Annotated in this window: 11 protein-coding genes and 1 tRNA gene; all 12 read right to left on the minus strand. The window is 33.0% G+C overall.

What is annotated here, in order from left to right:
- Positions 1–332 precede the first annotated feature (332 nt).
- Positions 333–3,056 carry a hybrid sensor histidine kinase/response regulator transcription factor gene (locus ACM55M_RS08065; RefSeq protein ID WP_416857037.1) on the minus strand — a complete coding sequence of 908 codons (2,724 nt, stop codon included), beginning with the start codon at positions 3,054–3,056 and terminating at the stop codon, positions 333–335.
- 375 nt (positions 3,057–3,431) lie between these two features.
- On the minus strand, positions 3,432–4,241 hold the full coding sequence (locus ACM55M_RS08070) for a zinc-dependent peptidase (protein ID WP_416857038.1): 810 nt from the start codon (positions 4,239–4,241) through the stop codon (positions 3,432–3,434).
- A gap of 82 nt (positions 4,242–4,323) precedes the next feature.
- Positions 4,324–4,397 (minus strand) — tRNA-Arg (locus tag ACM55M_RS08075).
- 74 nt (positions 4,398–4,471) lie between these two features.
- Positions 4,472–4,921: a GatB/YqeY domain-containing protein gene (locus tag ACM55M_RS08080; RefSeq protein ID WP_416857039.1), complete on the minus strand. Its 450-nt coding sequence runs from the start codon at positions 4,919–4,921 to the stop codon at positions 4,472–4,474.
- Positions 4,922–5,262: 341 nt separating this feature from the next.
- Positions 5,263–7,218, minus strand: coding sequence for a cell division protein FtsZ (gene ftsZ, locus ACM55M_RS08085; RefSeq protein WP_416857040.1), 1,956 nt, complete (start codon positions 7,216–7,218; stop codon positions 5,263–5,265).
- A gap of 51 nt (positions 7,219–7,269) precedes the next feature.
- Entirely contained in the window at positions 7,270–8,652 is a 1,383-nt protein-coding gene (ftsA, locus tag ACM55M_RS08090; protein WP_416857041.1) for a cell division protein FtsA, read from the minus strand.
- A gap of 6 nt (positions 8,653–8,658) precedes the next feature.
- Positions 8,659–9,381, minus strand: coding sequence for a cell division protein FtsQ/DivIB (locus ACM55M_RS08095; protein WP_416857042.1), 723 nt, complete (start codon positions 9,379–9,381; stop codon positions 8,659–8,661).
- Positions 9,368–10,717 (minus strand): UDP-N-acetylmuramate--L-alanine ligase, encoded by a 1,350-nt coding sequence (gene murC / locus ACM55M_RS08100; protein WP_416857043.1) that lies wholly within the window; start codon positions 10,715–10,717, stop codon positions 9,368–9,370. Before murC ends, ACM55M_RS08095 begins: the two co-directional genes overlap by 14 nt.
- Positions 10,718–10,754: 37 nt before the next feature.
- Positions 10,755–11,843 (minus strand): undecaprenyldiphospho-muramoylpentapeptide beta-N-acetylglucosaminyltransferase, encoded by a 1,089-nt coding sequence (gene murG, locus ACM55M_RS08105; protein WP_416857044.1) that lies wholly within the window; start codon positions 11,841–11,843, stop codon positions 10,755–10,757.
- Positions 11,844–11,903: 60 nt separating this feature from the next.
- Complete coding sequence (locus ACM55M_RS08110) at positions 11,904–13,193, minus strand: FtsW/RodA/SpoVE family cell cycle protein (protein WP_416857045.1); 1,290 nt, start codon at positions 13,191–13,193, stop codon at positions 11,904–11,906.
- A 73-nt stretch (positions 13,194–13,266) separates the two neighbouring features.
- Positions 13,267–14,598: a UDP-N-acetylmuramoyl-L-alanine--D-glutamate ligase gene (murD, locus tag ACM55M_RS08115; RefSeq protein WP_416857046.1), complete on the minus strand. Its 1,332-nt coding sequence runs from the start codon at positions 14,596–14,598 to the stop codon at positions 13,267–13,269.
- Position 14,599: 1 nt separating this feature from the next.
- The gene (gene mraY / locus ACM55M_RS08120) at positions 14,600–15,829 is read right to left on the minus strand and encodes a phospho-N-acetylmuramoyl-pentapeptide-transferase (RefSeq protein WP_416857047.1); all 1,230 of its coding nucleotides are present in this window, start codon (positions 15,827–15,829) and stop codon (positions 14,600–14,602) included.
- Between the last annotated feature and the right edge of the window lie 4 nt (positions 15,830–15,833).

Consider the following 15,833-nt stretch of genomic DNA (forward strand, 5'->3'; position numbering starts at 1 on the left):
GATTGATTAAGAAATGAAAAACCTCCGTATTATTTGATTAAATAATAATTAATCGTTCTCTGACTTTTTTACAGAGGTAATTTATAATCAATTAAAAAATTAAATTGAATTACTAATATATTCGTAAAAATTTAGCTTTTATCTCGAGGATGTTTCTTTTTCATTCAATGCTTCTAAAAATTATTTAAAAAAACACTAATCATCTATATATAAAGTAATTACATATAAAAACACAAGAGCAACTACTTCGTTGTAGTTGCTCTTATGTTACATAAAGTACAATTATGTTACGCTATTTTTATTAGAAAGAAAATGGTTCCATAAAAAACAATCTACTTTTTACTTTTATATTCTTTAGGTGTAACTCCAAATTTATTTTTAAAGGAAGTGGAGAAATAATTTGGTGAAGAGAAACCAACCGCATAGGCAATTTCTGAAATATTTAAGTCTGCCTTTTTCAGCAGCTCTTTTGATTTATCCAATCGCATATTATTAACATGGTCACTGATACTAATTCCTAATATAGCTTTCACTTTTCGATACAATTGTACCCGTGAAATAGTTAAACTTCGTGCAAGATCTTCAACAGTATAAGCCGAATTATCCAAGTTTTTTGCAATAAGATCATTCAATTTTCTTAGAAAATCTTGTTCAGAAACACCAAAATCACCATCCTCAATATTTAAAATATTATTGGTATAATAAAACCGTAGTTTTTCTCTATTAAAGAGCAATCCTTTAATAGATTGAGCCAATACTTTTAAATTGAATGGTTTTGTCAAAAAGATATCGGCACCACTTTCCAGAGCCTTTAAATACGAATCTTGATCATCCGAAGCGGTAAGCATTATAATAGGAATATGTGATGTTCTTAAATCTTTCTTGAGTATTTCAGAAATTTGGAAACCATTCTTTTCAGGCAAATTCAAATCACAGATAATAATATCTGGAATTAACTCCAATGTTCTTTCAATTGCATTGGTACCATCAGAAGCAAAAAAAGTATATTCTGCCGAAAATTTATGAGACACAAAATCTAAAAGCTCCTTATTGTCCTCTATATATAGAATCGAATATTTATCTTCGGTGTTTTTTGGTTCAACAGTCTGAATAAACTCTGAATCCAGATAATCCGGTTCATGAACAAAATCCAGAATTGGCTCTTTAATTATATTTTTTTCATCAAGATGTTCTTTTCCTAATGGTAATGTAATTATAAATTCTGTTCCATTTTTTGAATTAATCTCTATTTTTCCTTTGTGTAGCTCGACAAAACTTTTTGACAAATGCAGCCCTATTCCAGAACTGTTCCTGTAATTATTTGAACCTTGATAAAAAGCATTAAAAACCTCCTTCAATTCATTTTCTGGGATCCCTATACCAGAATCTTTAAAGTAAATTTTAACTGTATTATTACCTTTATCTTCTTTTATTACAATCGAAATTTTACCTTTTTCAGGGGTGAATTTAAAGGCATTTGACAACAAATTAAAATAGACTTTATCCATTAAATTTCGATCCATATAGACATCCAGTTCTGGATTGTTAGTTGTCAATGAAAAATCAATATTTCTTTTCTTCGCTTCCCGATCAAAATCACTAATAATACTTTTTGAAAAATCTAGAATATTAGTTTTTGATGCTCGCAGAGTAAATTTTTGATCCTCTGTTTTTCTATAGTCTAATAATTGATTAATTAACCGGAGTAACCTTCTGGAGTTGTTATACATAAGATTAATTTCCTTATTCACGGAAACCCCTTTATTTCTAAATTCATTTCCTAAAGATTCTATAGAACTCAATATCAACGTTAACGGCGTCTTGAATTCATGAGACAAACCTGTAAAAAAATTAAGTCTTGCTTCGTTACTTAGTTTTAATTCTTCAGAAAATTTTTCAATCTCATTTCTTTGGCTGACGATTTTTTTATTAGTTTCCTCTAATTCTTTCTTCTTACGACGAATTGTAATTCCAGAATAAATACTATATATGGCTAAACTTAGCACAATTATAAATAAAGAAATTAAAAGTCTCAGAAGATTACTCTGAGTTGAATATTTCTTTTCCTGATTTTTAATAATCTTTTGTTGTTGCTCAATATCAGATTGTTGAATTGTTATTTTATCAAATTGATTGCTCATTATATCTGCATTAAGAGAGTCAATCAATATCGTATTCAATTTATTATTTTTAGGAACTATTTCTTGATTGACTATTTTCAACGCTAATCGTATCGCTTCGCTACCGCCTGTTGGGTATAAAACGGTTGCTTCTAAAATTTTATCTTTAACATATTGAATCCCTCCGAATGGTCCATTAAGCCCATCAACCCCAATAAATTTTATTTTTTTATCTAACCCTTTATCCTTGGCAATTTTCCATGCATTATACGCAATTAAATCATTAAAGGCATATACGTAATCAATATTAAACACACTATCTAATAACTTGATATAATTTATTTTTGGATGTCCAAAGTCATCTGAATCAATGTCAAAAACTTTAATACCAGGATATTGTTTAATAATTTGCTTAAATCCCAAGCTTCTTTCTAAACCAGGTGATGTATTTAAATCCCCATAAATTTGAATCACATTTGCATGTCCTTTAGAAATTGAAACGAGATGTTTACCCGCTAATCGTCCCACTTCAATATTGTCTGCACCTAAATATGCTGTATAATTAGTCGTATTTACTTTTCTGTCAACTACGATTACCGGAATACCTTTACTCTTTGCTTTTTCTATTACTGGGACAATAGAATCTGATTCAAAAGGAGAAACTATGATGACATCTACTTTATCTTCAATGAACTTTTCAATATCATGAATCTGTTTTTTGGGCTGACGATTCGCATTATAAATTCTCAGGCTAACCTCTGGATGAAGTGAGGCTTCTACCTCCATTGCATGATTCATCGATGTTCTCCAAATATCGTCATTAAGACTTTGTGAAAATCCAATAGAAATTTTTCTTTTATTGTCTTCTGATGAATTACAGGAATTCAGTAAACATACAAAACTTGCCAGTAGTATAAAACAGCCTCTTCTTGACATACGATTTATGATCATAAAAAATTTAAAGTAATTTCAGTTATTCTTGTAATTGATTTTTCTAAAATCATTTCCATAAATAACATCCATGATTATAGACTTTCTTAACGGTACAAAAATGATTCCTGATAATGATAATTTCAAATGGTGTAGCAATTGTTCTTTTTTGTAGAACTAATATCATTTTCTTTTGAGTATAAAATGATTATTACAATTATGGACAAATATATAAAAATATGGCATTACTATTTCATTTTAGATAACGATTTTCTTTTTAGGAACTTACTGTCGGTTTTTATGAAAAAGAACTTATTATAAAATATAAAACCGAATTAAGCTGATAAAAAAGTAAAAGAGATACTTGAAATTTATTTCCCTTTAATTTAAATATTCTTCTTTAAAATTGATCATCTTAACAAGATGCGCATATAATTCAAGATGTGTGTTTTTAAAAATACGTGGCGTTTCAAAAAAATGCTCCAAGATTACCGATAAAAACTCAAATTGATTTTCATAGGCATACAGCCTAAAATAACCTTTTTGTTGCAGTTCTTTATTTAAATTTTGATCCGTGTAATATTTTATCACTTCATTGAATTCATCAAAAAAGACAATGGCACTTGGATCATTACTTTTTAAACAATGAAAATGCAGCACATGTGAAAACTCATGTAAACCAAGATTGACATTATCATTTGAAGTCTCATGCCCCAGCAAAAAATCTTCCCATGAAAAAACTATTGCTTTCATTTTAGGATTGAATTCTCCTCTATGATATTCTTGATTTACGGTAGAAAAATAACTGGAAGGATAAATAATTATTTTGTCAAACAAACTGACAAGATAATTTCTCATACCAAAAGTCAACATCACGTAAGTTGCTGCAATCAGTATTTGCATTTGTTCCGTAATGATAATTTTGTTGCCTAAAAACTGATAATTAGCAATAAACTCTTTTACCCGATGTTCAAAATACATTTTCCTTTTAGGGGAAAGCCTATTATAAAACGGAAAATTCTTGACTAAAATTTGGCGTTGGTTTGATTTTAACCTCTTTGATAAAGGATACCAATGAATATAAAGTGGTTTATTAAATAGTAAGAGGTAAGCAGGTTCCAGAACTCTAAAAATAATTATTATAAGGAATAATGTCCCAAAAAGTATAGAAATAAAGAGTTGTCCTGTCATATTTTTTGTATGCTTTTAAAACAAAAATACTCCGAAATAATCAAGTTTACTTGAAATTATTTTAGAGTATATTGTTTATTCGTGACCACGGCAGGGTTCGAACCTGCAACCCTCAGAGTCGAAATCTGATATTCTATCCAGTTGAACTACGCAGTCATTATGATTTTAGAGTGTTGATCAACGAGTTCCGATTTTATATTTAAACTCGTTAATCAACAACCTATTTATTTTTATGTCAATAATTTTTTAACTAGTGTAGAAATGGTTTTTCCTTCGGCAGTTCCACCTAATTGTGCAGCAGCCAATCCCATAACTTTACCCATCGAAGCAATACCTGCAGCTCCAGTTTCGGCGATGATTTTTGCAATCACGGCTTCTACTTCTGCTTCACTCAATTGTGCCGGTAAGAATTTTTCGATTACTGCAATTTGAGCTAATTCTGGTTCAGCCAAATCCAAACGGTTTTGTTCTGTGAAAATTCTAGCACTTTCCTTACGGGTTTTTACTAAGCGCTGAAGCAATTTAACCTCGTCGTCTTCCGTTATTTCTTCTTTAGATCCTGTTGCTGTTTGCGCTAATAGGATTTCAGATTTTATAGCTCTTAAAGCTTCTAGTGCAACGGTATCTTTGGCTCTCATGGCGGTTTTCATTTCGTCCATGATTTGTACTGATAAACTCATATTCTTTATTGTTAATTTTGTTAATCGATTATTTGTTTAATCGATTGTTGAAATGCTAATTATGAAAACGACTGCTTTTTAATGCCCCAGATGGTAGTGAAAAGCCTTTTTAAGAGAGAATGGATTTTTTCTTGGACTTAAAAAGCGGCTTTAGAAGCTCTTTTAAGGACTTAGAAAAAAGCATTTTCGAGAAAAAACTTGAAACGACAGCTGGATTAAGGCCCGACAAATTTAAAGAAATTTACTGGAATTAACAATAGATTGCTTTCTTCTCACTACACAAAAAAATAACCCGAAAATTAAATTGAATTTTCGGGCTGTTTCATTTTGGTTTGAGTTAGTTAATCTACATTGTCATGCAAATACGAGTTGTTAGAACGCAACTGTAGATCGTTGTTGCTGTCTGTTCCAACAGAAATTCTCGAATTTGTATTATTAGTTTTGTTGTTTGAAATGTCTATTCCTAATCTTTTGTAAGCAGGTTCTTTTTCATACTCATCAATTTTAGAAACATTGTTATGAAACTTATAGTTGAATTCTTTTAATTTTTTTCTTCTTTCATCAGCTCTCATTCGCAATGATTCTTCGATGGTCATTTCCATAGGAGAAATAGTATCAAAGTCAACAGGCGTATTTACTGGTGTATTCACTTGTTTCATGGTAATGTTCAACTCTGCCGGAATGACAACTTCTGGCGTTTTAGCAACTGGCTTAGCCATGAAATCATTCTCTGGCTCCATATATTCTTCAAGAGAATACTTGATAATTCCGTTGTCAGTCAATTCCGTTACCGGAACAAATTGAACTGCTTCATTTACTTTAATATCACGAGTTTCATTTGTCAGTTCAAACAAAACTTTGTTTTCTTCCACTTGTGCTACCGGCTCTGTTTTGAAAAGTGGCAAATCAAAAGAGAAAGTAGTTTGTTCTTGTCTTTCAATAACTTTTGGCTGTACCGTTTTTACTTCTTTAACTTCGGCTACTGGAGATGTGATTGTGAAATCAATATCAGTAATAGGAGAAACGATTTCGAAAGTAACATCTAAATTTTTAATAAATTCAGACATAACTATCAACTCTTCTTTGTTGATTGTTGGCGCTGGTGTTGGTATTATCACCACTGGTTCAGGCGCAACTACAGTATCTTCTAACAAATCAAAAACAATTCTTTCATTTGAATTAGAAACTGGAGATTCTGTATTTAAATCGAATCCAGTTACCATTTTATTACTTAGATTATGAACACTTCTCTGCTCATCTTCTAATGTGTGAATGATTTTTTTTGGCTCTGTATTTACGATTTCATTTTGTTGTTCAATATCAAAACCTGTAGCGATTATAGTCACTGCAATAGCATCTCCAAGCGATTCGTCTTCACCAACCCCCATGATAATATTAGCATTATGACCTGCCTCAACTTGAATATGATCATTGATTTCTCCAATTTCGTCAATTGTAATTTCATTAGTTCCAGAAACGATAAGCAACAATACGTTTTTGGCACCAGTGATTTTATTATCATTTAACAAAGGAGAATCTAAAGCAGCAATAATTGCTTCCTTAGCTCTATTCTCGCCTGAAGAAACAGAAGATCCCATGATAGCCGTTCCGCTATTAAACAATACTGTTTTGGCATCTCTTAAATCGATATTTTGAGTATAGTGATGCGTGATTACTTCAGCAATTCCTCTTGAGGCTGTTGCCAAAACTTCGTCTGCTTTTGAAAACCCAGCTTTGAAACCAAGATTTCCATACACTTCTCTTAATTTGTTATTATTGATAACAATTAAAGAGTCGACTTGTTTACGTAACTTTTCTATACCAATTAATGCTTGTTCCTGACGCACTTTCCCCTCAAATAAGAAAGGTAATGTCACAATTCCTACAGTAAGAATATCTCTTTCTTTAGCCAATTGCGCGATTACTGGTGCAGCTCCAGTTCCTGTTCCACCACCCATTCCGGCAGTGATGAACACCATTTTAGTATTGCGATCCAACATTTTTTCAATCTCGGAAATACTTTCAATAGCGGATTGTTGTCCTACATCAGGATTTGCTCCAGCGCCAAGTCCCTCCGTTAAATGTACCCCTAACTGTATTTTGTTAGGCACAGAACTACTTTGTAAGGCTTGAGAATCTGTATTACATACGATAAAATCTACGCCTTTGATCCCTTGTTTAAACATGTGATTTATGGCGTTACTTCCGCCTCCACCTACACCAATAACTTTTATTACATTTGATTGGTTCTTTGGTAAATCAAATGAAATACTTCCAAATTCTGAGTTGCTCATCATTTTATTTGGTTTTTGATATTTATTATTTATTGTGTTTTTTGGGCACTGCCCTTATTCTGCATTATCTAAGAAATCCTTAATCTTATCCACATAACGGTCAAAGAAATTTCTCTGAATTCTGTTCACTGTCGAATTCTGTTTTTCATTCGTATTTCGTGCCTCTTCCTCAACTTCCTCTTCAGAAACCTCAATGACTGGCGCTTGAACTATAGGCTGTCTGTAAACTGGTGCTTTTGGTTGTTCAATTGCATCCATTCTTACTGCACTTTGAGTATTATTTTCAATGCTGTTCATTACTAATCCTACAGCAGTAGCATACAAAGGACTTGAAATCTCCTCATCTGAATTTCCAGCCAAATGTTCGTTTGGATATCCTATTCTCGTATCCATTCCTGTGATATATTCCACTAACTGCTTGATGTGTTTCAATTGAGCACCACCACCAGTAAGCACTATTCCTGCAATTAATTTTTTACGAGGATCTTCGTGTCCGTATGCTTTCACTTCCGTAAAAACTTGGTCAATAATTTCAACAACACGAGCATGAATAATTTTAGAAAGATTCTTTAATGAAATTTCTTTTGGCTCTCTGCCTCTTAATCCCGGAATAGAAACAATCTCGTTGTCTTTATTTTCCCCCGGCCAAGCAGATCCAAATTTAACTTTCAACAATTCAGCTTGCTTTTCAATTATAGAACATCCTTCTTTAATATCGTCTGTGATTACATTTCCTCCAAAAGGAATTACCGCCGTATGACGAATAATCCCATCTTTGAAAATGGCTAAATCAGTTGTTCCACCACCTATATCGATAAGTGCAACTCCCGCTTCTTTTTCTTCCTGACTCAAAACCGCATCAGCTGAAGCCAACGGCTCTAATGTCAAACCTGACAATTCAATTCCTGAACTTTGAATGCATCTTCCTACATTACGAATCGATGAAGCTTGCCCTACTACAACATGAAAACTAGATTCTAATCTTCCGCCATACATTCCTATAGGCTCTTTAATTTCAGATTGTCCATCAATTTTAAATTCTTGTGGCAAAACATGAATTATTTCTTCGCCAGGTAACATGGCCAATTTATTTACTTGGTCAATCAAAAGCTGAATATCATACCCTCCAATTACTTCTTCGGGATTGTTTCTGCTGATGTAATCTGTATGCTGGATACTACGGATGTGTTGACCCGCAATTCCCACCACTACATCTTTTATTTTATAGCCTGAATTATTTTCGGCTTCTTGTATCGCTTGTTGTATCGATTGTATGGTTTGAGTGATGTTATTTACAACACCTCTGGCCACACCTAAACTTTTAGATTTTCCAACGCCTAAAATTTCTAGTTTCCCATATTCATTCTTCTTGCCTATCATGGCAACTATTTTAGTTGTCCCAATATCTAGACCTACTGCAATATTCTCTTTTTCCATTATCTATTATTTAGTGCAAACTACTTGTTCCGTAAATCGGAGATCAATCTTTTTATATTTATACAACGAACTATCTAAAACCGCTTTTTGAAAAAAAGCTTTGTAATTCTTAAATTTTCGCTCCACATTTATCATTCTACCAAAATCAATTTGATAATCGAAATTTCTATTGAGCATTTTTAAGCTACCATTCGGCATAATTTCAATTCCAATGATGTTTTTTTTCAAAAACGCATCGTCATAGATTGCGCGAAATAAGTCGGCTAAATCTTCGTTATTTTTTTTATTTATCCCCCCGGATACAAGTGGAACTCTCGCTGTAAAATTAGTTGACAATGGCATCCTATTCCCTTCGTAATCAATATAAAAAGAACCACCTCCGTCAAAAATTCTAGCTATAGGAGTTTTTTGTTTTACTACTGCTTTCAACACACCGTCAATACTCACAAATACATCTGATTTTTCAATCATTTCTTGTGCATCTAGAGTTCTTTCCAGTTTATTCAAATCTAATTTAACTTTTTGAATGCCTGATGCATCTCTTTTATTTTCTATTAACAATTTATTAACCGTTTCCTGTTTAACAAAAGGCGCATTATCTCCAACAAAAACCACTACGGATTTAGTCAATTTTCTATTTTTATTTCGATTTGACGTAAACGAAAACAGAAAAATTACTACTATAAACATTAGTATTAACCGAATATTTGTCCAATTAAAGAGTTTCATTTATCGCTTTTTTAATAGATGGCACTAATTCTCCAATATCTCCCGCTCCAATTGTTACGATAACGGTAGCATCGCTAGCTAAAATTGTTGGTGTTAAATCGCTTTTAGAAACAATTTTTTTATGATTATTGGTCATTTTATCCATCAACCATTGTGAATTTATGCCTTCCATTGGCAATTCACGGGCCGGATAAATATCTAATAAAATAACGTCATCAAAAGCAGATAAACTTTTGGCAAAATCATCCGCAAAATCTCTCGTTCTACTGAATAAATGTGGTTGAAAAATTGCCAAAACTTTTTGGTTTGGATACAATTCTCTAACCGCCTGATGTACTGCATTTATTTCCGTTGGATGATGCGCATAATCATCAATATAAACTAACTTATCCGTTTTAATTTGATACGAAAATCTTCTTTTAATTCCTTTGAATGATGCAATGGCTTTTGCAATGGCATCGGTTGGGGTGCCGAATGTATTTGCCATTGCAATAGCCATTAATGCATTCATCAAATTGTGTTTTCCTGGTAATCCAAAATACAAATCCTTAATAACTTCAGTAGGCGTTTTTACGTCAAAAACATAACTGCCATTTCCTATTCTAACATTAAAAGCTTTAAAAATCGCCTCTTCATTTACGGCACAAGTAATACCCTCTAAAGGCAATTCTTTCGTTATAAAAAGATTCCTTTTATCTTCAACTTTAGAAGCAAATTCAACAAAAGATTCTTCTATCGCTTCACTGGTTCCATAAATATCCAAATGGTCCGCATCCATTGATGTAATGCAGGCAATATTAGGATGCAAATGCAAGAATGAACGATCAAATTCATCCGCTTCAACAACAGTTACTGTTTTTCCGCTTCCTATTAAATTCGAATTATAATTTTCTACAATTCCACCAATAAAAGCAGTAACATCAGCACCACTTTCATACAAAATATGACCTAAAATACCTGAAGTAGTCGTTTTTCCATGTGTTCCCGCCACTGCAAAACAAAAAGTATCTTTTGTGATTATCCCTAAAACCTCTGCTCTTTTTTTAACTTGAAAATCTCTTTCCAAAAAATAATTCCATTCTGAATGCGCTTTTGGAACTGCTGGCGTAATAATCACCAAAGTATTTTCTACATAAAAATCTGTAGGAATTAAATCGATACTGTCTTCAAAATGAATTGAAATTCCGCTTTCCATTAATTCATTGGTAAGAGCTGAAGGTGTTTTATCGTAACCTGAGACTTGTTTTCCCAAATTCTTGAAATAACGAGCCAGATTACTCATCCCGATGCCTCCAATTCCTATAAAATAGACGTTATGTATTTGATTTAAGTTCATATTATTTTAAGTCTTTGCACTATTATCTTTTTTCTTTCTATTTAATCAACTTCACAATTTCATCAACAATTTGTTTTGTTGCTTCTGGCATAGCCAATTGTTTAATATTTTCACTCAACTGGTTTTGTTTTCCCTGATCTTTCAACAAGGCTTCAAAAACAAGACCAAATTGGGAATCAAGCTCCGATTCTTTGAGCATTAATGCTCCTTTTTTATCAACAATAGCTTGTGCATTTTTAGTTTGGTGATCTTCAGCTACATTTGGTGAAGGAATAAAAATTACTGGTTTCCCAACAATACACAATTCCGAAACTGATGACGCACCTGCTCGTGAAATAATAACATCCGCAGCAGCATAGACTAAATCCATTCTTTCGATAAAAGCGACTACCTGAACATTTTCTTTGTTATATTTTTTATAATCTTCTAAATACAATTTTCCGCATTGCCAAATCACCTGAACATTTTGAGAAAGAATATTTTCCAATTCTTTTTCGATCAATTGGTTGACTCTTCTTGCTCCCAGACTTCCTCCAAGAATTAATAATGTTTTCTTTTTAGAATCTAGATTAAAATATTGAATGGCTTCCGCTCTTTTACTTTCGATATCAATTAAATCCTGACGCACTGGATTCCCAGTCAAAATCATTTTCCCTTTTGGAAAAAATCGTTCCAGATTTTCGTAAGCAACACAAATTTTGCTTGCTTTTTTACTCAATAATTTATTGGTGATTCCAGGATAGGAATTTTGTTCCTGAATTACTGTTGGAATACCAGCAATTCCAGCTACCTGCAATAAAGGTCCGCTCGCAAAACCTCCAGTTCCAATAACAACATCCGGTTTGAACTCTTTTAGTATAGTTCTGGATTTTAATAAACTTGAAAGTAATTTAATTGGAAAAAGCGCATTATCAAATGTCAGTCTTCGTTGTAATCCTGCAATCCAAAGTCCTTTGATTTTGTATCCTGCTTGAGGTACTTTTTGCATTTCCATTTTATTATTGGCACCTACAAAAAGAATTTCGGCATCAGGAAAACGAAATTTTAATTCATTGGCAATTGCAATTGCCGGATAAATATGTCCGCCTGTTCCGCCACCGCTTAATATGAATTTATACTGTTTCATTTTTATTAAAGTTACTGAGTTCCTTAGTTTTTATAATTTACTTTTTCTCTGAAAATCGAATTACTTATTTAAAACTGCATGCATTGGATTCGTAGCTTTATCTTCAATAGAATAATTTTCTTCTATTAGATCTTCCTCTCCTAATTCTCTATCGATTAATTTTTGCAGTGCTTCTTCTCTTTTGGCAGCATCCTTTAATTCTTGGGCGATTTCTTCCTCTTTTTTAGTTACACTGATGATAATTCCAAGTGCGAAACAGGTCATCCAGATAGAACTTCCTCCACTACTTATTAATGGCAATGTTTGTCCTGTAACTGGTAATAATTCTACTGCAACCGCCATATTAATCATTGCCTGAAATATCATGGGAAAACCTAATCCTATAACCACTAATTTCCCAAACAATGTATTGGCTTTATGTGAAGCAATGACAAATCGAAATAACAATAATAAATATAACGCAAGAACTCCCAAGCCTCCTAAAAGGCCATATTCTTCTACAATAATGGCGTAAATAAAATCGGAAGAAGATTGTGGCAAAAAATTCTTCTGAACACTTTTACCCGGACCCAATCCGTAAATTTTACCAGATGCAATAGCAATTTTAGCTTTCTCTATCTGATAATCATCTTCATCCGGTTTATCCGTGCTGAAATTTTCGATTCTACTTTCCCAAGTATTTACTCTGCTAAAAAATCTGGAATCTGGAAAAGCTTTTGAAAGAAGCACAAAAAAAGCGAGAAATAAAATTCCAGAACCAATAATAATTCCAATATATTTTAATGGGTATTTACCAATAAAAGTCAGCATCAATATCATACAGAAAATCAAGGCAGTAGTAGAAAAATTAGCAGGTAAGATTAGTATTAATGTAAAAAATACCGGTAACCAAAGCTCCCATAAAGAAGCCTTAAATTCAATTGGTTCCTCTCTTGTTTTTGACAAATAGCGCGCCACGAATATAAACAACACTATGGATGCCAATGTTGATGTCTGGAAGGTTATTCCGATAAATGGAACTTGAATCCAGCGACTCGCATTGGCACCAGCAATAACAGTTCCCTTGATTAATGTATAACCCAATAATATCCAAACAACAGGCAATCCAACTTTAGAAATAGCCCGAAAATAATGATACGGCACTTTATGCACCCAATAAATAATGGCGAAACCTATGCAAATATGCGCCAAATGTTTTACCAGATAGCCCAATGTATTTCCGTTCCCTTGGCCAATATAAGCCAAATTACTACTCGCACTAAAAACAGGCATAAACGAAAACAAGGCTAATAAGGCCACAAATGACCAAATACCTTTATCTCCTTTTAAACTGTTAACTAGTTGTTTCATTTCTTTTTTGTTTAAAGTTTTTGTGCTTAAAGTTTAACGTTTCTCAACCTTAAACTTTAAACATTAAACATTTTTATAAATTCTTAACCGCTTGCTTAAATTGATTTCCCCTATCTTCATAGTTTTCAAATAAATCAAAACTAGCACAGGCTGGCGACAGTAATACCGTATCCCCTTTTTCTGATAATCGTTGCGCCATTCTCACAGCATCATTCATATTGTCAACTTCAATCATCATGTCAACCACATTACCAAAAACATCAATTATTTTCTTGTTGTCCACACCAAGGCAAATAATAGCTTTTACCTTTTCACGAACTAATGACATCAATTCATTGTAATCATTTCCTTTATCAACTCCACCCACAATCCAAACCGTAGGCGTATTCATGCTGTCTAATGCAAAAAAAGTAGCATTTACGTTAGTTGCTTTTGAATCATTGATATATTGTACATTTTGGATTTTCAATACTTTTTCAAGACGATGTTCTACTCCTTGAAAATTAGATAAACTTTCACGTATTGTAGACTTTCTTATTTGCATTAATTTCGCCACAGAAGTTGCTGCCATTGCGTTTTTCATGTTATGTTTTCCTTCTAAGGCAATATGCTCTGTGTCCATTGTAAACTCTTCTTGATTGATTGAAATTTCCATTTTGTTGTTTTTTATATAAGCTCCTTCGCTGAAAGTTTTTGTCAATGAAAAAGGAATTAATTTGGCTTTTGTTGTGTGTGTTTTAAACCATTCTGCAATGGCTTCATCATCTGCATCATAAATGAGGTAATCTTCCTCGCTTTGATTCATTGTAATTCTAAACTTTGAATCAATATAATTTTCATATTTGTAATCGTAACGATCTAAATGATCCGGACTAATATTCGTAATAATCGCAATATGTGGCTTAAAATTCACAATCCCATCCAATTGAAAACTGCTCAATTCAAGCACATAAGAATCGTATTTATTTTCAGCAACTTGCCAAGCGAAACTTTTCCCTATATTCCCTCCTAATCCTACATTCAACCCTGCTGATTTCAGCAAATGATAGGTCAACATCGTAGTGGTAGTCTTTCCATTGCTTCCGGTGATTCCTATTATAGTTGCATCTGTAAAAGGAGCCGCAAACTCAATTTCCGACAACACTGGAATTCCTTTGGCTAATAGCTTTTTTATTATTGGAGATTTATCTGGAATTCCTGGACTTTTCATCACCACATCAGCATTCAGAATCAAATCTTCCGTGTGCTTTTCTTCTTCCCAAGCAATTTCATTAATGATAAGAACCTCTTTGTAATTTCCTTTTATCTTTCCAAAATCAGACACAAAAACATCGTATCCTTTTTTCTTACCCAGAATAGCAGTTCCTACTCCGCTTTCTCCTCCACCTAAAATTACTAGCCTCATATTATCTTAATTTTAAAGTGACAATTGACAATATGGCCAGCATTATGGCAACAATCCAAAAACGGGTTACAATCTTACTTTCATGATACCCTTTCTTCTGATAATGATGATGCAAAGGCGACATCAGGAATATTCTTCGGCCTTCGCCAAAGCGTTTTTTGGTATATTTAAAATAACTTACTTGTAAAACAACTGATAGATTTTCGACAAGAAAAATTCCGCATAATAATGGAATCAACATTTCTTTTCGAACAGCAATTGCCAGAACTGCAATAATTCCGCCGATAGTCAAACTTCCTGTATCTCCCATAAAAACAGATGCCGGATAGGAATTATACCAAAGAAATCCAATCAATGATCCAACAAAAGCAGCGATAAAAACAGTCATTTCCCCTGAACTAGGGATATACATTATATTCAAGTAATTAGAGAAAATAATATTCCCCGAAACAAACGTAAATATTCCTAGTGCGAGGACTGAAATAGCGGAAGTTCCTGCAGCCAGTCCATCAATACCATCCGTTAAATTAGCACCATTGGAAACAGCAGTAATAATGAAAATAACAACCGGAATAAAAATCAACCAAGCCCATTTTTCATACCCTTCACCTGTCCAAGCTAATAATTCAGCATAATCAAATTCGTTATTTTTAAAGAAAGGAATCGTAGTTGCCGTAGATTTTTCTTCAATTGGAGCTGGCGTAATAACCGTTTCGGTCGGTACTTTAAAAATATCCGATTTTGCCGTATCAGTACGAACGGTAACTGCCGGACTAAAATAAAGAACAGTCCCAACTATCAAACCCAAACCTACTTGTCCTACAACTTTGAAAATTCCTTTTAGTCCTTCTTTGTCCTTTTTGAAAATTTTGATATAATCGTCTATAAAACCAATTATTCCCATCCAAAGTGTGGTCACAATCAATAAAACGATATAAATATTATGCAGTTTTGCAAAAAGTATAACCGGAACCAAAGTGGCAAATATGATGATTAAACCTCCCATTGTTGGCGTCCCAGCTTTTTCATTTTGACCTGCCAAACCAAGCTCACGAACCGTTTCTCCTACTTGTTGTCTTTGCAGAAAACTGATAATTCTTTTTCCATAAATCGTAGATAACAGCAACGAAAGCATTAATGCCAATGCAGATCTAAAAGTAATGTACTGAAAAACGCCTGTCCCAGGAACGTCTAATGTTTTATCTAAATATTCAAATAAGTAATACAGCATATTT

Source organism: Flavobacterium galactosi (assembly GCF_048158585.1).
Classification (GTDB): Bacteria; Bacteroidota; Bacteroidia; order Flavobacteriales; family Flavobacteriaceae; genus Flavobacterium; species Flavobacterium galactosi.